Annotated in this window: 13 protein-coding genes; 9 read left to right on the forward strand and 4 right to left on the reverse strand. The window is 72.7% G+C overall.

What is annotated here, in order from left to right; all coding sequences use genetic code 11:
• Positions 1-58: 58 nt before the first annotated feature.
• The gene (locus tag E0F75_RS17265) at positions 59-733 is read right to left on the reverse strand and encodes an MOSC domain-containing protein (RefSeq protein ID WP_187623397.1); all 675 of its coding nucleotides are present in this window, start codon (positions 731-733) and stop codon (positions 59-61) included.
• Between the two features lie 81 nt (positions 734-814).
• Here E0F75_RS17265 and E0F75_RS17270 point away from each other — a divergent pair, with 81 nt between their 5' ends.
• Positions 815-1,732, forward strand: coding sequence for a LysR family transcriptional regulator (locus E0F75_RS17270; protein ID WP_187623398.1), 918 nt, complete (start codon positions 815-817; stop codon positions 1,730-1,732).
• Positions 1,733-1,808: 76 nt separating this feature from the next.
• On the opposite strand, the gene E0F75_RS17275 is transcribed toward E0F75_RS17270, so the two are convergent.
• The gene (locus E0F75_RS17275) at positions 1,809-2,198 is read right to left on the reverse strand and encodes a WhiB family transcriptional regulator (protein ID WP_187623399.1); all 390 of its coding nucleotides are present in this window, start codon (positions 2,196-2,198) and stop codon (positions 1,809-1,811) included.
• A gap of 433 nt (positions 2,199-2,631) precedes the next feature.
• Here E0F75_RS17275 and E0F75_RS17280 point away from each other — a divergent pair, with 433 nt between their 5' ends.
• The 4 genes from E0F75_RS17280 (at position 2,632) to E0F75_RS17295 (ending at position 6,991) form a co-directional block, all read left to right on the forward strand.
• Positions 2,632-3,243, forward strand: coding sequence for a response regulator transcription factor (locus E0F75_RS17280; protein WP_003948568.1), 612 nt, complete (start codon positions 2,632-2,634; stop codon positions 3,241-3,243).
• 243 nt (positions 3,244-3,486) lie between these two features.
• Entirely contained in the window at positions 3,487-4,089 is a 603-nt protein-coding gene (locus tag E0F75_RS17285; protein WP_030318557.1) for a sigma-70 family RNA polymerase sigma factor, read from the forward strand.
• A 168-nt stretch (positions 4,090-4,257) separates the two neighbouring features.
• Positions 4,258-5,760 (forward strand): IMP dehydrogenase, encoded by a 1,503-nt coding sequence (gene guaB, locus E0F75_RS17290; protein WP_030318555.1) that lies wholly within the window; start codon positions 4,258-4,260, stop codon positions 5,758-5,760.
• A gap of 106 nt (positions 5,761-5,866) precedes the next feature.
• Positions 5,867-6,991 carry a GuaB3 family IMP dehydrogenase-related protein gene (locus tag E0F75_RS17295; RefSeq protein WP_187623400.1) on the forward strand — a complete coding sequence of 375 codons (1,125 nt, stop codon included), beginning with the start codon at positions 5,867-5,869 and terminating at the stop codon, positions 6,989-6,991.
• 80 nt (positions 6,992-7,071) lie between these two features.
• Here the strand turns inward: E0F75_RS17295 and E0F75_RS17300 are convergent, their stop codons facing one another.
• Entirely contained in the window at positions 7,072-7,560 is a 489-nt protein-coding gene (locus tag E0F75_RS17300; protein ID WP_187623401.1) for a hypothetical protein, read from the reverse strand.
• 114 nt (positions 7,561-7,674) lie between these two features.
• The gene (locus tag E0F75_RS17305; RefSeq protein WP_187623402.1) at positions 7,675-8,916 is read right to left on the reverse strand and encodes a nucleotide sugar dehydrogenase; all 1,242 of its coding nucleotides are present in this window, start codon (positions 8,914-8,916) and stop codon (positions 7,675-7,677) included.
• A gap of 271 nt (positions 8,917-9,187) precedes the next feature.
• On the opposite strand from E0F75_RS17305, the gene E0F75_RS17310 reads away from it, so the two are divergent.
• The 4 genes from E0F75_RS17310 (at position 9,188) to E0F75_RS17325 (ending at position 18,820) form a co-directional block, all read left to right on the forward strand.
• The gene (locus E0F75_RS17310) at positions 9,188-10,894 is read left to right on the forward strand and encodes a glycerol-3-phosphate dehydrogenase/oxidase (RefSeq protein WP_187623403.1); all 1,707 of its coding nucleotides are present in this window, start codon (positions 9,188-9,190) and stop codon (positions 10,892-10,894) included.
• Between the two features lie 185 nt (positions 10,895-11,079).
• Positions 11,080-13,524 carry a serine/threonine-protein kinase gene (locus tag E0F75_RS17315; RefSeq protein ID WP_187623404.1) on the forward strand — a complete coding sequence of 815 codons (2,445 nt, stop codon included), beginning with the start codon at positions 11,080-11,082 and terminating at the stop codon, positions 13,522-13,524.
• A gap of 159 nt (positions 13,525-13,683) precedes the next feature.
• Positions 13,684-16,842, forward strand: coding sequence for a protein kinase (locus E0F75_RS17320; RefSeq protein ID WP_187623405.1), 3,159 nt, complete (start codon positions 13,684-13,686; stop codon positions 16,840-16,842).
• A 136-nt stretch (positions 16,843-16,978) separates the two neighbouring features.
• Positions 16,979-18,820, forward strand: a complete 1,842-nt coding sequence (locus E0F75_RS17325) for a serine/threonine-protein kinase (RefSeq protein ID WP_187623406.1) — start codon at positions 16,979-16,981, stop codon at positions 18,818-18,820.
• Positions 18,821-18,878 lie beyond the last annotated feature (58 nt).

An 18,878-nucleotide genomic window follows, 5' to 3' on the forward strand; every position in this document is an offset into this window, starting at 1 on the left:
GGCACGGTAGTGCCACGGCGGAGACGTTCTTGTCCGCGTACCGCCGACCAGGCGCGGACTACGCGCGCGCGTACTTCTCCGCGTACTGGCGTGCGAGCGCGAGGAGTCCGGACTCCATCCACTCGGCGGCGACCAACGTGCGGGGGAGCAGGGTGCGTTCGGTGGTCGCGGCGCGGTGGAGCAGTGCGACGGTGATGTCGTGGTCGGGCCGGTGGACGACCGTGATCGGGTCGCCGGCGCGGATCTCGCCCGGCACGATCACCCGCAGCAGGGCGCCCGGACCGGCCTCGGACTGCGTGAACCGCTTGACCCAGCCCTTCTCCTCCAGGAAGCCCGCGAACGTACGGCAGGGGATGCGGCCGCCGGTGACCTCCAGGACGACCTCCTCGCCGATCCGCCAGCGCTCGCCGATCAGGGCGCCGTTCACGTCGAGGTCAGCGGTCGTGAGGTTCTCGCCGAACGAGCCGTTGGCGAGCGGGCGGCCGAGCTCGCGCTCCCACCGGTCCAGGTCCTCGCGCGCGAAGGCGTACGCGGCCCGGTCGTCGCCGCCGTGGAAGCGCAGGTCGCAGACCGTGTCCCCGGCGAGGCCGCTCCTGCCGACGCCGGGCGCCCCGGGCGCCTCGATCCGGACCGGCCCCTCGACGGGGCGCTTGTCGATGGCGGTCAGGCCGGACGCGGCCTCGGTGTAGTCCACGGCCTCGGCGCGGCCCACATTCACACTCAGCAAGGTCATGTGGGCACTTTACGGGCACCCACCTCAAAGCCGGAAGCGCAAAAGTGGGACTTCACCCAAGATTCGCTTATGATGGAGTCCATGATCGAGGCTCGTCATCTCCGCGTCCTGCGCGCCGTCGCCGCCACCGGCTCCTTCTCGGCCGCCGCGCGCGAACTGGGCTGCACCCAGCCCGCCGTCAGCCAGCAGATGAAGGCCCTCGAAGGCTCCGCCGGTACGCCGCTGCTGATCCGTACGGGCCGCGAGATGCGCCTCACCGAGGCCGGTGAGGTCCTGGTCCGCCACGCCTCCGGCATCCTCGCCGGGCTCACCGCCGCGGAGGAGGAGGTCGCCGCGATCGCCGGGCTCCGTGCGGGCCGGGTCCGGCTGGTCTCCTTCCCCAGCGGCAGCTCCACGCTGGTCCCCACCGCGCTCGCCGCGCTGCGGGCCGCGCACCCCGGCACCCGCGTCTCGCTCGTCGAGGCCGAACCGCCGCGTTCGATCGAGATGCTCCGCGAGGGCGACTGCGACGTGGCCCTCGCCTTCCGGTACGGCGGAGGGGCGGCCGGCCGGCAGGCCGACGGGCAGGCCGAGTGGGACGATCTGGTCGTCCGCCCGATCCTGGCCGACCGCCTGGTGGGCCTGGTCCCCGAGGGGCACCGGCTCGCCGGGGCGGGGTCCGTGGGCATGGCCGAACTGGCCGAGGAATCGTGGATCGCGGGCTGCCCGCGCTGCCGCCGTCAGCTCGTGGACGTGTGCGAGGAGGCGGGCTTCACCCCCCGTATCGACTTCGCCACCGACGACTACCCGGCCGTGGTGGGCCTGGTCGGCGCCGGTCTCGGCGTGGCCGTCCTGCCGGAGCTGGCCATCGAGTCCGTACGGCCCAGGGGGGCGCGGACCGTGGCCGTGGAGCCCGCCGTGGAGCGGGAGATCGTGGCCCTGACGCTGCCCGATCTGGCGAAGGTGCCGGCCGTCGCCGCCACGCTCGACGAACTGACCCGGGCCGCCACGCGCGCGTAGGACGCCGCCCCGCGCGCGTGGGCGCGGCTCCGGTTGGTGGTGCTCAGAGTGGGTGCTTAGTTGAGGAAACGTTCCTTCACATGCGCTCCACAATCGGCCGGCCTGCTGCCGACGCCGATGTCGTCATGGATGTCACGGAAGCCGCGGACGCGACCGACGCGGTCGTCGGCGCCGCTGTGATCAGGCGATTGCGCGCGCGTCCCATGAGTTCTTCGCGTTCGTCCTCGGTGAGGCCGCCCCATACGCCGTAGGGCTCCCGCACGGCGAGTGCGTGTGCCGCGCACTCCGCGCGCACCGGGCACCGCATGCAGACCTCTTTCGCCGAGTTCTCACGCGCACTCCGTGCCGCGCCGCGCTCTCCCTCGGGGTGGAAGAACAGGGAGCTGTCGACTCCGCGGCAGGCCGCGAGCAGTTGCCAGTCCCACAGATCGGCGTTGGGTCCGGGAAGGCGGGAGAAATCTGCCATTGCGCTTGTCCCCTTGAAACCGTGTCGAACGGATAGGTGGGCGGGTGGATGGCTGATCGCCGGGGCTCCTCGGGGCCCCGTGGGTCCGGGTCGGTACACCTACTGTCTAAGTAGATGTAAATATGACTCATTGCGAATCTAGCCACAGACACTGCGAAAAGGGAAGAAAACCCGCTAAATGGGGCATAGCTTTCGATGAAGGACAGATAGGCCGCGTCGCTCTCCTCCGCGTACGACCCCTCACGTAGAGTGCCGAAGGGTGCCGTCCGACCCGTAACTCTTTCGAGTGACCGTCGTTGAGAGTGCGGAGGCGGTTGAAGGAACAAGCGATCGGGCAGGTGTCCGAGAGCGTCAATCGCACAGGTGACGATTACGTACAGCCCTGGAGGCTCAAGGTGACGCGCTACAGCTGCGAGAGCCGCGGAGGTCAGGCATGACATCCGTTCTCGTCTGCGACGACTCCCCGCTTGCCCGAGAGGCGCTCCGCCGCGCGGTCGCGACCGTGCCCGGCGTCGAGCGCGTGACCACCGCGGCCAACGGCGAGGAAGTCCTCCGCCGCTGGGGCGCGGACCGCTCGGACCTGATTCTGATGGACGTACGCATGCCCGGTCTGGGCGGCGTGGAGACCGTCCGCCGGCTGCTCTCCGCGGACCCCGGCGCCCGCATCATCATGCTCACGGTCGCCGAGGACCTCGACGGCGTCGCCCTCGCGGTCGCCGCGGGTGCCCGCGGCTATCTGCACAAGGACGCCTCGCGCGCCGAACTGCGGGCCACCGTCACCCAGGCGCTGGCCGACCCGACCTGGCGGCTCGCCCCGCGCCGGCTCCGTTCGGCCGAGATGGGCGCCGCGCCCACCCTCACCGCGCGCGAGATCCAGGTTCTCGAGGGCATGAGCCACGGCCGGTCCAACGCCGAGATCGGGCGCGAGCTCTTCCTCTCCGAGGACACGGTCAAGACCCACGCCCGGCGTCTCTTCAAGAAGCTGGGCGCCTCGGACCGGGCGCACGCGGTCGCCCTCGGATTCCGCTGGGGCCTGGTCCGCTGAATCGCAGGTCACCGGCCACCTCCCCGTCCTCGCCCGCGTCCGTCGTGGGGTGGACGGGGCAGGCTTGTGTCACTTCCCCGCGCGATGACGCATCCTTGAGATGTGGAGTTCCTCGGGGACGAGTCGATCGAGCGGGAGGGGAGGGCGCAGGAGATGAGTTCCGGCGCACCTGCTCATAACGCTTCGGTGCACAACTATGGACGCGGTGCCACGAACGCCGAGGCGTCGGGGCACCATGGAGCGATGCGCGACGACGAGACCGTGGGGTCCCCCATGCCTGCCGGGCAGGGGGAGATCGGCGCGCTCGTGCACCGCGCGGTCGAGGGCGACGCCCAGGCGACGCACGACCTGCTCGCACGGGTGCATCCGCTCGCGCTGCGGTACTGCCGCACCCGTCTCAACCGGCTGCCGGGCGACGCCCGGCACTTCGTCGAGGACCTGGCCCAGGAGGTCTGCGTCGCCGTCCTGATGGCGCTGCCGCGCTACAAGGACACGGGCAGGCCCTTCGAGGCCTTCGTCTTCGCCATCGCCGGACACAAGGTCGCCGACCTCCAGCGGGCCGCCATGCGGCACCCGGGGTCCACGGCCGTCCCCTCCGACGAGATGCCCGAGCGGCCCGACGACTCCCTCGGCCCGGAGGAGCGCGCGCTCCTCAGCGACGACGCCGAGTGGGCCAAGAAGCTGCTCGCCAACCTCCCGGAGAACCAGCGCGAACTGCTCGTGCTCCGCGTCGCGGTCGGACTGACCGCCGAGGAGACCGGGCAGATGCTCGGCATGTCCCCGGGGGCCGTCCGGGTCGCGCAGCACCGCGCGCTCAGCCGGCTCAGGGCGCTGGCCGAGCAGTAGCCACGGGGCGACAGTGGCCGACCAGTAAGACTCACCGGTGCCAGTCGTCCCTTTCGTACACGTGCGAATGTCCAAAGCTTGCGGCTGATCTTGATCGTGGAATGAGACACCGCTTCAGCCCGTTAGCATGGACATCCGCACCGATCAAGGCCATTTGGGGAAGGTGTCATGACTGCAAACGTCGACGGAGTGCCCGAGAAATTCGCGACACTCGGGCTGACCTACGACGACGTGCTGCTGCTGCCGGGCGCGTCCGAGGTCCTCCCGAACGCGGTCGACACCTCGTCCCGCATCTCCCGCAACGTCCGCGTGAACATCCCGCTGCTCTCGGCGGCGATGGACAAGGTCACCGAGTCCCGCATGGCCATCGCCATGGCGCGGCAGGGCGGCGTGGGCGTGCTGCACCGCAACCTGTCCATCGAGGACCAGGTCAACCAGGTCGACCTCGTGAAGCGCTCCGAGTCCGGCATGGTGACCGACCCGATCACCGTGCACCCGGACGCGACGCTGGCCGAGGCCGACGCGCTCTGCGCCAAGTTCCGCATCAGCGGCGTACCGGTCACCGACCCGGCCGGCAAGCTCCTCGGCATCGTCACCAACCGCGACATGGCGTTCGAGTCGGACCGCAGCCGCCAGGTGCGCGAGGTCATGACCCCGATGCCGCTGGTCACCGGCAAGGTCGGCATCTCCGGCGTGGACGCCATGGAGCTGCTCCGCCGCCACAAGATCGAGAAGCTGCCGCTGGTCGACGAGGCGGGCATCCTCAAGGGCCTCATCACGGTCAAGGACTTCGTCAAGGCGGAGAAGTACCCGCACGCCGCGAAGGACAAGGAAGGCCGCCTGCTCGTCGGCGCGGCCGTCGGCGCCAGCCCCGAGGCGCTGGAGCGCGCCCAGGGCCTCGCCGAGGCCGGTGTCGACTTCCTGATCGTCGACACCTCCCACGGCCACAACAGCAACGCCCTCAACTGGATGGCGAAGATCAAGTCCAGCGTCGGCGTCGACGTCATCGGCGGCAACGTCGCGACGCGTGACGGCGCGCAGGCCCTGATCGACGCCGGTGTCGACGGCGTCAAGGTCGGCGTGGGCCCCGGCTCCATCTGCACCACGCGTGTGGTCGCCGGCATCGGCGTCCCGCAGGTCACCGCCATCTACGAGGCGGCGCTCGCCGCCCGCGCCGCCGGCGTTCCGGTCATCGGCGACGGCGGTCTGCAGTACTCCGGAGACATCGGCAAGGCGCTCGCCGCCGGTGCCGACACGGTCATGCTGGGCAGCCTGCTCGCCGGGTGCGAGGAGTCCCCGGGCGAGCTGCAGTTCATCAACGGCAAGCAGTTCAAGTCGTACCGCGGCATGGGCTCGCTCGGCGCGATGCAGTCCCGCGGCCAGGGCCGGTCCTACTCCAAGGACCGCTACTTCCAGGCCGAGGTCGCCTCGGACGACAAGCTCGTGCCCGAGGGCATCGAGGGCCAGGTGCCCTACCGCGGCCCCCTGGCCAACGTCCTGCACCAGCTCGTCGGCGGTCTGCGCCAGACCATGGGCTACGTGGGCGCGGCCACCATCGAGGAGATGGAGTCGAAGGGCCGCTTCGTCCGGATCACGTCCGCGGGCCTCAAGGAGAGCCACCCGCACGACATCCAGATGACGGTCGAGGCGCCGAACTACAGCAGGAAGTAACACAGCGCGACGCGTGGGGGCGGTTCCGGCATGTGGCCGGAGCCGCCCCTCACGCTTGTGTCGGGGATACTGGTAGGCGCAGACGTAGAGGGAAAGGCCACACATCGTGACTGAGATCGAGATCGGGCGCGGCAAGCGCGGCCGCAGGGCGTACGCGTTCGACGACATCGCCGTCGTTCCGAGCCGGCGCACCCGGGACCCGAAGGAGGTCTCGATCGCCTGGCAGATCGACGCCTACCGCTTCGAGCTCCCCTTCCTGGCCGCCCCCATGGACTCGGTCGTGTCGCCGCAGACCGCGATCCGCATCGGTGAGCTGGGCGGCCTGGGCGTCCTGAACCTGGAGGGTCTCTGGACCCGGTACGAGGACCCGCAGCCGCTGCTCGACGAGATCGCCGAGCTGGACGAGGCGACCGCGACCCGCCGTCTGCAGGAGATCTACGCGGCCCCGATCAAGGAAGAGCTGATCGGGCAGCGCATCAAGGAGGTGCGCGACTCCGGTGTCGTCACCGCCGCCGCGCTCTCGCCGCAGCGGACCGCGCAGTTCTCCAAGGCCGTCGTCGACGCCGGCGTGGACATCTTCGTCATCCGCGGCACCACGGTCTCCGCCGAGCACGTGTCGGGCGCGTCCGAACCGCTGAACCTGAAGCAGTTCATCTACGAGCTCGACGTCCCGGTCATCGTCGGCGGCTGCGCCACGTACACCGCGGCCCTGCACCTGATGCGCACCGGCGCCGCGGGTGTCCTCGTCGGCTTCGGCGGCGGCGCGGCGCACACCACGCGCAACGTGCTCGGCATCCAGGTCCCGATGGCGACCGCGGTCGCCGACGTGGCCGCGGCCCGCCGCGACTACATGGACGAGTCCGGCGGCCGGTACGTGCACGTCATCGCCGACGGCGGGGTCGGCTGGTCCGGCGACCTGCCGAAGGCGATCGCCTGCGGCGCCGACGCGGTCATGATGGGCTCCCCGCTGGCCCGTGCCACGGACGCGCCCGGCAAGGGTCACCACTGGGGCATGGAGGCCGTCCACGAGGACGTGCCGCGCGGCAAGCTGGTCGACCTGGGCATCGTCGGCACCACCGAGGAGATCCTCGCGGGCCCGTCGCACATCCCGGACGGCTCGATGAACTTCTTCGGCGCCCTGCGCCGCGCGATGGCCACCACGGGCTACAGCGAGCTCAAGGAGTTCCAGCGCGTCGAGGTCACGGTCGCGGACTCCCAGCACAAGCGCTGACGTCTGTTCCCGTACGTACGAGGAGGGGCCCCGCACCGGGTGGTGCGGGGCCCCTCCTCGTACGTACGGGAACCCGACGGCTACGAGGCCTTCTTGGCGCCGGAGAACGCGGCGAAGGCGGCGATGCCGAAGAACAGGAACGTCAGTCCGTCCTTGGTCGCGTTCCAGCCCTCGGTGAGCAGGCCGAACTCCTGGAAGAAGAGCTCCGTCGCGGAGACGTCCAGCTCCTTGGAGAGGAGGATCGCGATGCCCAGGAGCTGGCCGAGGTAGACCGCGCCGAGGGCGAGCACCGCGCTCGCGACCGGCAGGACGGGGTTGCGGCCGCCGACCTTGCCGGCGGCGAGACCGGTGAGGAAGCCGACGCCGACGGCGGCCCAGCCGATCTCGCGCTCGACGCCGCCGATGACCGCGCCGTACACGCCGGCCGACACGAGGGCGGCGACGACCGCGGCGACCAGGCCGAGGACGACGTTGTCACGGGCGGGCGCCGGCGGCGGCGCGACCGGGTACTGCTCGGGCGCGGCGCCCCCGGCGAACGGGTTGCCGGGCGGCGGAACGGGCTGGCTCATGGTGCGGATCCCCCAGGGACGGAAGTAGCACGCGCGTACGTGCATACGAGAGGCCCGGAGATTAGCACCCGTCTGTGACAGGGGCACAACAGTTTCGGTCGGTGGCTGAGCAGCTCAGAGACGGTGGGCCGCGCCGCCGGGGGTGGCGCCGCGGGTGTCGAGAAGGAGTTGGGCCTTCACCGCGAGCCCTTGGAGGTCGTACGTGCGGTGGTGCTGGAGCAGGACCGTCAGGTCGGCGTGCGCGGCGGCCTCGTAGAGGGAGTCCGCGCGGGGGACGGGGAGCTCGCGGACGCGCCAGTCGGCGACGTGCGGGTCGTGGTAGCTGACGGCCGCGCCCAGGTCCATCAGACGGCGGGCGATCTCGTCGGCGGGGGAGCCCTGGCGGTCCGGCAGGTCGGGCTTGTACGTGATGCCGAGCAGCAGGACCCGGGCGCCGCGGGCCGACTTGCCGTGCTCGTTGAGGAGGGTGGCGGCGCGCTGGACGACGTACTGCGGCATGCGTTCGTTGACCTGGCCGGCGAGTTCGACGAGGCGGAGCGGGCGGTGGGCGCCGACGGTGTCGACGGGGACGCCGTGGCCGCCGACGCCGGGTCCCGGGCGGAAGGCCTGGAAGCCGAAGGGCTTGGTCTCGGCGCAGCGGATGACGTCCCACAGATCGACGCCGAGTTCGTGGCAGAGCACCGCCATCTCGTTGACCAGGGCGATGTTGACGTGCCGGAAGTTGGTCTCCAGGAGTTTGACCGTCTCCGCCTCGCGGGGGCCACGCGCGCGTACCACCTTGTCGGTGAGCCGGCCGTAGAAGGCGGCGGCCGCCTCGGTGCAGGCCGGGGTGAGGCCGCCGATGACCTTGGGGGTGCCGGCGAAGCCGTGCGTACGGCTGCCGGGGTCGAGGCGGCCGGGGGAGTACGCGAGGTGGAAGTCGCGTCCGGCGCGCAGGCCCGAGCCCTCTTCGAGGAGGTCCCGGAGCAGGCCTTCGGTGGTGCCCGGGGGGACGGGGGATTCGAGGAGGACGGTGGTGTGCGGGCGCAGCCGGGCGGCGAGCGCGCGGGCCGCTTCGGTGACGGCGGTGAGGTCGAGGGTGTGGTCGGGGCCCAGGGGGGTCGGGGCGCAGAGGACGGCGGTGCGGACCCGGCCGAGTTCGGCGGGGTTGGCGGTCGGCCGGAAGCCCCCCGAGAGCATCCGGCGGATCTCCGGGACGGTGAGGGAGCCGTCGACCGGGGAGCGGCCGGCCGCGAGTTCGGCGACGGGGCGGGGATCGGTGTCGTAGCCGATGGTGTCGATGCCTGCGGCGGCGGCGGCCTGGGCCAGGGGGAGTCCGTGGTGGCCGAGGCCGATGACGGCGAGATCAGCGGGCATGGGGGGTGGGCCGTCCTTCCCGATAGCCGGAGGGAGCGCGACGCGCAAGCCCGGTGGACAGAACGGGTCGAGCGCAATGTCAGACTAGGCGTAAATATGACCGATATGCCGCATTGTGGGGCCGAAGGTCGCCGAGTGTTATCCACAGGTCGGTGGCGAGGCGGTGGCTGAAGTCGCCGGGGAGGGCCAGAATCGAGCTGTGAGCCGGACCACATGGCCCGGTTCGCGTGCTGGAACGACGGGAACGACGGGGAACGACGGGAGGCAAGCCGTGAGGACAGCGACACTGGGACCCGCCGAGCGCGCCGAGGCGCTCGCGGCCATGGCCGAGCGCGAGCTGGACGTGCTGGTGGTCGGCGCCGGAGTGGTCGGCGCCGGGACGGCCCTCGACGCCGTCACGAGAGGGCTCTCCACCGGCATCGTCGAGGCCCGCGACTGGGCCTCCGGCACCTCCAGCCGGTCCAGCAAGCTCATCCACGGCGGCCTGCGCTACCTGGAGATGCTGGACTTCGCCCTGGTCCGGGAGGCCCTCAAGGAGCGCGGACTGCTCCTGGAGCGGCTCGCACCCCACCTGGTGAAGCCGGTCCCCTTCCTCTACCCGCTCCAGCACAAGGGCTGGGAGCGGTTCTACGCGGGCTCCGGCGTCGCGCTGTACGACGCGATGTCCCTCTCCTCCGGGCACGGCCGCGGCCTGCCCGTCCACCGGCACCTCTCCCGGGGCGGCGCCCTGCGGGTCGCCCCCTGCCTCAGGAAGGACGCGCTCGTCGGCGCCCTCCAGTACTACGACGCCCAGATGGACGACGCCCGCTTCGTCACCACCCTCGTGCGCACCGCCGCGTCCTACGGCGCCCTGGCCGCGAGCCGGGCCCGCGTCATCGGCTTCCTGCGCGAAGGCGCGCGGGTCGTCGGCGCCCGTGTCCAGGACGTCGAGGCCGGCGTGGAGTACGAGATCCGGGCCAAGCAGATCGTCAACGCCACCGGGGTGTGGACCGACGACACCCAGGCCCTCATCGGCGAGCGCGGCCAGTTCCACGTCCGTGCCTCCAAGGGCATCCACCTCGTCGTCCCCAAGGACCGCATCCACTCGTCCACCGGGCTGATCCTGCGCACCGAGAAGTCCGTGCTCTTCGTGATCCCCTGGGGCCGGCACTGGATCGTCGGCACCACCGACACCGAATGGGACCTGGACAAGGCCCATCCCGCCGCGTCCAGCGCCGACATCGACTACCTCCTGGAGCATGTGAACACCGTGCTCGCCACCCCGCTCACCCGGGAGGACGTCGAAGGGGTCTACGCGGGCCTGCGCCCCCTGCTCGCCGGCGAGTCGGACGCCACCAGCAAGCTCTCCCGCGAGCACACCGTCGCCCACCCGGTGCCCGGCCTGGTCGTGGTGGCCGGCGGCAAGTACACGACGTACCGCGTCATGGCCAAGGACGCCGTCGACGAGGCCGTGCACGGCCTCGACCAGCGGGTCGCCCCCTGCGTCACCGAGGACATCCCGCTGCTCGGCGCCGAGGGCTACCGGGCCCTGTGGAACGCGCGGGCCAGGATCGCCGCGCGCACCGGCCTCCATGTCGTCCGGGTCGAGCATCTCCTCAACCGGTACGGCTCCCTGACGGAGCAGATCCTCGACCTCATCGCCGAGGACCCCTCCCTCGCCGCGCCGCTCCCGGCCGCCGACGACTACCTGCGGGCCGAGATCGTCTACGCCGCCTCCCACGAGGGCGCCCGGCATCTCGACGACGTCCTCACCCGGCGCACCAGAATCTCCATCGAGACCTTCGACCGGGGCACGCTCAGCGCCCGCGAGTGCGCGGAACTGATGGCGCCGGTCCTCGGCTGGGACGAGCACCAGATCGAGAAGGAGATCGAGCACTACGACAAGCGGGTCGAGGCCGAGCGGGAGTCGCAGCGACAGCCCGACGACCTGACGGCGGACGCCGCCCGGCTCGGGGCGCCGGACATCGTGCCGATCTGACGGGACGTCCGGGACGCGCGGGTGGGAACCTGGAGGGTGTGCGGGGGCGTCGTCATCCCGGAGTACGGACCCGGGGGCGCCACCCGTCCTGAGGTGAGGGACAATGGCCTCTCTTCCAGGGCGGGTTACCGCATCGCGCGGGAAGCGGCAGACGCGGCGCAGATCAGGGATCGCAGAGGGGACGCATGTCGGAGGCGGAGCAGTCGCGGGACACGGCGAAGGACCCCGGGCGGGACGCCGCCGCGGGGGCCGCGACCGACGGCGACCGAGGAGCGGTCCCGGCCGCGCGTGAGCCGGAGCGGGACGACGCGAAGGACACACAGGGCGCGAAGAACGCGCAGGTCGAGCGGGGTGCGGAGGAAGCCGGGGCATCGGCGGCGTCCGCCGCGGCGCCCGCGGACTCCGCGGTGCCCGCGGACCTGGCGAAGCCCACGAGGTCCGCGGACCCGGCGGGCTCGAAGGACTCGGGTGCCGGGGACGTGAAGGGCGTTCAGGACGCCCCGGGCGGTCCGGACGTGAAGGACGTTCAGGACACCCCGGGCGTCTCCGGCGGGCGGCTGCGGGGGACCGAGCCGTCGACCGGGCGGGCCGGGTTCGGCGCGGGCGACGGTGACGGCGAGAGCGACCGTCCCCCGGCGCGGGGTTCCGCGCGCGGCACCGGTGGCGACAGGGGGCGCAAGGTCCCGGTCAACGAGGGCCGGCTCCTCGCCGGTCGCTACCGGCTCGGCGGGGTCCTCGGGCGCGGCGGCATGGGCACCGTGTGGCGCGCGGTCGACGAGACCCTCGGCCGTACCGTCGCCGTCAAGGAACTCCGCTTCCCCACCAGCATCGACGACGACGAGAAGCGCCGCCTCATCACCCGGACCCTGCGCGAGGCGAAGGCCATCGCCCGGATCCGCAACAACGGCGCCGTCACCGTCTACGACGTCGTCGACGAGGACGACCGTCCGTGGATCGTCATGGAGCTCATCGAGGGCAAGTCCCTCGCGGACGCCGTCCGCGAGGACGGCACGCTCACGCCCCGGCGCGCCGCCGAGGTCGGCCTCGCCATCCTCGACGTGCTGCGCTCGGCGCACCGCGAGGGCATCCTGCACCGTGACGTGAAGCCGTCCAACGTGCTGATCGCCGAGGACGGCCGGGTCGTCCTCACCGACTTCGGCATCGCCCAGGTCGAGGGCGACCCCTCGATCACCTCCACCGGCATGCTCGTCGGCGCCCCCTCGTACATCTCGCCCGAGCGGGCCCGCGGCCACAAGCCCGGCCCCGCCGCCGACATGTGGTCGCTCGGCGGACTCATCTACGCGGCGGTCGAGGGCAGCCCTCCGTACGACAAGGGTTCCGCCATCGCCACCCTCACGGCGGTGATGACCGAGCCCGTCGACCCGCCGAAGAACGCCGGACCCGAGCTGGAGAAGGTCATCTACGGCCTGCTCGCCAAGGACCCGGCCCAGCGGCTCGACGACGCCCGCGCGCGGGTCCTGCTCCTCGCCGTCCTCGACGCGCCGGACCCGGCGCCCCCGGTCTCCCCCGAGGTCACCCGGGTCGTACCGCTGCCGCCGCGCCCCGACCAGCCTCCGGTGGCCCCGGCGGCCGACCGGGGCAAGGCGCCCGACGCGTCCGCCGACCGGATGCGGGGTGCGCTGAGCTCCGTACGGAACGCGGCGGCCTCCGTGAAGGCCGAGCCGAAGGCGTCGTCGACGCCGGCCGCCAGGACGGCGGCGGGGGCCGCCTCCACGACACGGCAGAGCGGTGGCAGACCCACTCCGGCCCGTGCGTCGCTGACCGACGTCGTACCGCGCCGCACGCTGGTGATCATCGCCGCGGTCGCCGTACTCGCCCTGCTCGGGACGATCCTCGCGGTCTCCCTCAGGGGCGGCGGCGACGAGGGCAACCAGGGCAAGGACAGCGCGGGCACCACGGCCTCGGCCGGCGCCTCCGCCGGCGGTGACGGCTCCGGTGGCTCCGGCGGATCGGACGGCGGCAAGGGCCAGTCGCCCGGCGGCGCCGGCCAGCAGGGCGGCGCGCAGCCCGGCGACACCGGCTCGAACGGGTCGACGGGCGGCAACGGCACGACGGGCTCCACGGGCTCCACGGGCTCCACGGACGGGTCCGGCGGGTCGAACGGCACCGGCACCACGCCGACCGGCAAGCCCGGCGGCACGGGCGCGCAGCTGCCCGCGGGCTACACCCTCGTCACCAACGACCGCTTCCACTTCTCCATGGCGATGCCCGCCACGTTCAAGGTCCGCTCGATTCCGGGCTACAGCGGTGGCGGGATATTCAGCGAGAGCGGCGGCTTCCCGCGCATCCAGGTCGACTTCAACTCCAGCCCGAAGGACAACGCGGCGGCCGCCTGGGAGCTCGGCAAGATCGGCGTGGCCGCCACCAGCAAGAACTACAAGCACTTCGGCATCCGGACGGTCTCCTACAAGGGCTACCCGACCGTCGCGGACTGGGAGTTCGAGCGCACCCAGCAGGGCATGCGCGTCCATGTGCTCAACCGCGGCTTCAAGGTGGACGCCGAGCACGGCTACTCCATCATGATCAGCTGCAAGGCGGAGGAGTGGAACGGCGCGGAGTGCAAGACGCTGCGCGAGACGGCGTTCGCCACGTTCAGCCCCAAGGACTGACCGACGGCACGTATCGTGAGAGTTCGAGGACCGTACGCAGCCGAACAGAGCCGATAACTGCACGCTGCCGGACCGGAATTGTCGGACTCGCGTGATCCCGCCCGATCCCGAGGGGTCCGCGGGTCCACGGGGGACAGCGTGCGCGCGTGGGGAGGCGTCGTGGACGACTACGCGGGAAGGGTGCTCGCGGACCGCTACCGCCTGCCGCTGCCGCCGGCGGACGCGGACACGGACGCGTACGATCCGGGCGAGACGCGCGCCTTCGACACGTTCAGCGGGCAGGAGGTCCTGGTCCGCCAGGTGCCGCTGCCGGAGTTCGTCGACGCCGAGGTGCTCGACGGCGAGGGCGGCCCGGCCGGCCCCTACGGCGCCGGGGGGCGGGCCACCCGCCGCCCGGCCGAGCCCGTCGTCCGCCGGGCGATCGAGGCGGCCCAGGCCGCCGCGCAGATCCCCGACCACCCCCTGCTCGACCAGGTCTTCGACGTCTTCGCGGAGGCCGGTTCGCTCTGGATAGTGAGCGAACGCATCGCGGCCCGGCCGCTGGCCGCGCTCCTCGCCGAGCGGCCGCTCAACCCCTACCGCGCGGCCGAGATCGGCGCCGACGTCCTCACCGCCCTGCGCGCGCTCCACGCCCACGGGTGGGTGCACCGGAACATCACCGCCCGGACCGTGCTCGTCTGCGACGACGGCCGGGTGGTCCTCACGGGCCTCGCGGTGGGCGCCGCGGAGGAGGCGCTCTGCGGGTACGCGCCCGTGCCGGAGCCGGATCCGGACGCGACGGCGTGGCAGGCGCCGGTGGAGGAGTACGGGGGCGGGGGGCACGACACCGAGGAGTACGGCTCCGAGCAGTACGGCGCGGAGGGGTACGACGCGGAGGAGTACGGCTCCGAGCTGTACGAGGCGGAGGTCTACGAGGAGGGCGACGGGCACGTCCCGTACGGGACGGACGAGTTCGAGGAGTCGGCCGAGGAGCCGGCCGACGAACCGGTCGACGAGCTGCTCGACGAGCCGGCAGAGGAGGTGGCCGAGCAGCCGGGGCCGGACCGCGGCTACGGGTACGGCTACGGCTACGGGTATGGCCATGGCGACGGCGACGGCGACGAGGTGTACCTCCCCGAACCCGCCCCGTACGTCACCGAACCCGACGCGTACGCCCCCGAGTCCGCCCCGTACGTCACCGAACCCGACGCGTACGCCCCCGAATCCGGCCCGGACGACACCGAGTCCCCCTCCCCCTACGGCACCGCCCCCGGCGGCTACGGCACCGATCCCTACGGCCGGGCGCTGCCCGCGGCGCCCGCCGCCGAGACGCAGCCCGCGCCCGTGCCGCCCACCGCCGACGTGCGGGCCGCCCGCGCCGGGGCCATCGCCGCCTACCGGGCCGGTGCGCGCGCCGCCGCCAAGCTCGGCGAGACCGGGGCCCTGCCCGTGCAGCGCTCCGCGCCGGAGGACCCGCCCGAGCCGCCCCCGGCACCGACCGCGCAGGCGGCGGGTGCGCCCGAGCCGCAGTGGTGGGCGAGGGTGGCGGACGACGACGAGGACGACGAGGACGACGGCGACGAGCCGTACGGCGCGGGTCCGCAGGCGGGTCCGCCGCCGCGCGTGATGCTGGCCGGCAACTGGAGCGACGGCCCGCACGCCTCGCGGGACAGCTCCCCGCCGATCCCGGCCGGGGGTGGTTCGGGTCCGGGCCGCGGCCCCGTGCTGCCCGGTTCGGGCCGTCCGGCCCTGCCCGCCGGGTACACGGCCGCCACTCCGGACCCCGCACGCCTGCCCGTCCCCACCGGCGCCCGGGCGGAGGCGGCCCTGGAGCCGGCCAGGATCCCGGCCCAGGCCCAGGCGGACCGCGGCCCCACCACCCGGCTCGCCGCCGAGCGGGCCCGGCAGACCCGGATCGCGGTCGTCGGCGCCGTCACCGAGCGCTGGGCACCCGAACAGGCCGGTCCCGTCCACGAGAACTGGCGCCTCGCCCCGCCGATCGGCCCCGCCACCGACCTGTGGGCGCTCGGCGCGCTCCTCTACCGGGCCGTCCAGGGCCACGCCCCCTACCCCGAGGACAGCGCCGCCGAGCTCGTCCAGCTGGTCTGCGCCGAGCCGCCCGCCTTCGCCGAGGAGTGCGGCCCGCTGCGCCCGGTCGTGGAGTCCCTGCTGCGCCAGGACCCGACCGAGCGCCCCGACTTCGAGGAGCTGCGCGGCTGGCTGCGCTCCCTCGTGCGCTCGGCTCCGGAGCCGGAGGCCGGTGTCGGAGTCGTACCGCTGCCGTCCTTCGACGAGAAGCGGCTGCCGATCGTGCGCCGGCGCGGCGAGCTCGTACGCCGTCGGCGCGGCGGAGCGGGAGCGGGCCGACACCGCCACAAGCGGGGCAAGGACCCGCGCCCCCCGGCCCAGGCGCACGCCCGCCACGACGACCTCCACACGCGCGAGTACGGGCCCGCCCCCGTGCGGGCCGATGAGCGGGGGGACGTCCGCGAGGAGTACCGGGAGGACTTCCAGGAGTCGTTCCACGAGGAGATCCCCCAGCGCGCGTCCCGAGCACCCAAAGCCCGGGCGACCAAGGCGTCCCGCGGCGGCCGGCCGTCGTCCTCGCGGCCCCCGGGCTCCCCGCAGGCCCTCGGCCGTACGCTCCTGGTCCTCGTCCTCCTGCTGCTCGGCGGGGCTGTCGCGTACGCCGTCCTCTTCATGTCCGGCGACGGGGAGAAGCCCACCGCGCCGACCACTCCCACGGTCGGCCAGGCCCCGCCCACGACCGCACCCTCGAACCCTCCGACCGCGACGAAGGAGCCGACCACGGCCCCGCCGACCGGCGGACCGCCGGCCACCCCGCGCACCACCCCGCCCGCCGCCGACCCCTCGGCTCCGGCCCTCGCCGCCGGGTACATGCTGCGGCAGGACCCCGAGGGGTTCCGGATCGGGGTGCCGAACGGATGGCGACGCAGCCCGATCAACGACGCCGGGCAAGTGCGCTACACCAGCGGCGACTTCACGATGATCGTGGTCCCCGGCCGCGACAGCGTCGGCGACAACGGCTCCGACCCGCTGGAGTACCAGAACTCCAAGGAACGCGAACTGGAGCCGTTCCGGGGGTCGAGCTGGTCGCGCTCGGACGACACGCGCCGGGTCGACATCGGTACGACGGCGACGGCCACGGGCAGTTACTGGTGGCTGGACAGCACGGGCCGTCAGGTGTTCGTCCGCAACCTCGCCCTGATCGACGGAGGCCGGTACCACGTCGTGCAGGTCATCGGCCCGGAAGACCGGAGCAAGAAGGTCTCCGAGATCTTCGACGAGGCCACGAAGGGGTTCCGTCCGGGCCGCTGAGCGGGACCGTGTCGGGAGGGGGTGCCCGGAATGCCCATCGGCCCCCGGTCACAGTGCTGTTCCTATGGCGGCCCCGAGGTTCCGCCACCCCGACCCCCCTCCGTAACCTGGCATCCGAAGGAACGGGCGGGGGCAAGTGGAACATTCTCAGAGCACAGGCGCGGGGCTGCTGCTCGCCGGTCGCTACCGGCTGGGCGAGTCCATCGGACGCGGCGGCATGGGCAAGGTCTGGCGCGCACACGACGAGGTGCTGCACCGCGTCGTGGCGGTGAAGGAGTTGACGGCCGGCCGGTTCGTGGCGGAGGCCGACCGCCTCGTGCTGCACGCCCGTACCCAGAAGGAGGCGCGGGCCGCCGCGCGGATCACGCACCCGGGTGTGGTGACCGTCCACGACGTCCTGGAGCACGACGACCGGCCGTGGATCGTGATGCAGTACGTCGACGGGCCCTCGCTCGCCGACGCCGCCAAGGAGAAGGGCACGATCGACCCGCACGAGGCGGCCAGGATCGGTCTGCACGTCCTCGGCGCGCTGCGTGCCGCGCACGCGGCCGGGGTGCTCCACCGGGACGTCAAGCCGGGCAACGTCCTGCTCGCCCGTGACGGGAGCGTCCTGATCACCGACTTCGGGATCGCGGCGATCGAGGGCGACGCGACGATCACCCGGACCGGTGAACTCGTCGGCTCCATCGACTACCTGGCGCCCGAGCGGGTGCGCGGCGGCGACCCCGGTCCCGCCTCCGACCTCTGGTCGCTCGGCGCCACCCTGTACACGGCGGTGGAGGGCACCTCGCCGTTCCGCCGCACCTCGCCGATCAGCACCATGCAGGCCGTGGTGGCCGAGGAGCCGCCGTACCCGGAGAAGGCGGGTCCGCTGGCCCCCGTCATCGTGGCCCTGCTGCGCAAGGACCCGGCGCAGCGGCCGCAGGCGGATGAGGCAGGGCGGATGCTGCTCGACGCGATGGAGGGGCGTACGCCGGCGGCGGCGCAGGCGTACGTACCGACCCAGCGGGTGGTGCGGGAGGACCTGGACCCCGCCGGGGACGGTTCCGTCTCCGGCCACGACCTCGTCACGCTGGGGGAGGAGTCCGACGGCCCGGGGCCGACGGGCACGGCCCGGGCCACGCCCCCGTCCGGCACCGCCCCGTGGCTCCACCCGGCTCAGTCACCCCACCAGCCTCACCCGTCTCATCAGTCCAGCCAGTTCAGCCAGTCCGGCCAGTCCAGCCAGTCCCTGCAGTCCCAGCAGTCCCGCTCACTCCAGCCCTCTCAGCAGTCCCAGTCGCCCCAGGGTGCCCACGGGCAGTCCTCCCCGCCCACCATCGTGCCGCCGTCCTCCGGCCCCGCCGCCTCCGGCTCGGGTCGCGGCCGGAGCTGGCGTACCGCCTTCCTGGCCGCGCTGCTCGCCGGTCTCGTCGCGGGCGGCGCCGTCTTCGCCGCCATGAACTACGCGGGCGGCGACCGCAGCGAGGGCGGGCGGACCACGGCCACCGCCCCCACCACCGCCACCCAGGGCGCCAGGAGCGACATCCCGGACGGCTGGCACCGCGTCGACGACCCGAAGGGCTTCAGCCTCGTCGTACCGAAGGGCTGGAAGCGGCAGACGGAGGGCGACAACATCGACTACACCCCGGACAACGGCCGCCACCGCATCCGGGTCAACATCGACCGCAGCCCCGACTTCGAGAACCCGTACATGCACGCGCTCGACCTGGAGCGCACTGTCGCGAAGCGGATGGAGTACACCCGGGTCAAGCTCGGCCAGACCACCTATCGCGACCAGGTCCGGTCCAGCCTGTGGGAGTTCACCTGGACGGAGAAGCGGGACTTCCCCGGGCCGCGGCACGCGATCGATCTCATGTACTACGCCGACGACGGCACGGAGTACGCGATCTACATGTCGTCCCCGGAGTCCAGCTGGGAGACCACCCGCGAGCAGTTCGACGTCGTCCTCCAGCACTGGCGGGCCCCGGGCGACTGAAGCCGGTGGAAATCTCCGGCACGGGCCTCTTCACAGTCATAAGCCCCTGATCAGGGCT

Source organism: Streptomyces sp. CB02980, from assembly GCF_014451325.2.
GTDB lineage: Bacteria > Actinomycetota > Actinomycetes > Streptomycetales > Streptomycetaceae > Streptomyces.

Bases quoted from the DNA above. Each gene is read 5' to 3' on its own strand.
- E0F75_RS17265 (WP_187623397.1), bottom strand. From the start codon at position 733: ATGACCTTGCTGAGTGTGAATGTGGGCCGCGCCGAGGCCGTGGACTAC.
- E0F75_RS17270 (WP_187623398.1), top strand. From the start codon at position 815: ATGATCGAGGCTCGTCATCTCCGCGTCCTGCGCGCCGTCGCCGCCACC.
- E0F75_RS17275 (WP_187623399.1), bottom strand. From the start codon at position 2,198: ATGGCAGATTTCTCCCGCCTTCCCGGACCCAACGCCGATCTGTGGGAC.
- E0F75_RS17280 (WP_003948568.1), top strand. From the start codon at position 2,632: ATGACATCCGTTCTCGTCTGCGACGACTCCCCGCTTGCCCGAGAGGCG.
- E0F75_RS17285 (WP_030318557.1), top strand. From the start codon at position 3,487: ATGCGCGACGACGAGACCGTGGGGTCCCCCATGCCTGCCGGGCAGGGG.
- guaB (WP_030318555.1), top strand. From the start codon at position 4,258: ATGACTGCAAACGTCGACGGAGTGCCCGAGAAATTCGCGACACTCGGG.
- E0F75_RS17300 (WP_187623401.1), bottom strand. From the start codon at position 7,560: ATGAGCCAGCCCGTTCCGCCGCCCGGCAACCCGTTCGCCGGGGGCGCC.
- E0F75_RS17305 (WP_187623402.1), bottom strand. From the start codon at position 8,916: ATGCCCGCTGATCTCGCCGTCATCGGCCTCGGCCACCACGGACTCCCC.
- E0F75_RS17315 (WP_187623404.1), top strand. From the start codon at position 11,080: ATGTCGGAGGCGGAGCAGTCGCGGGACACGGCGAAGGACCCCGGGCGG.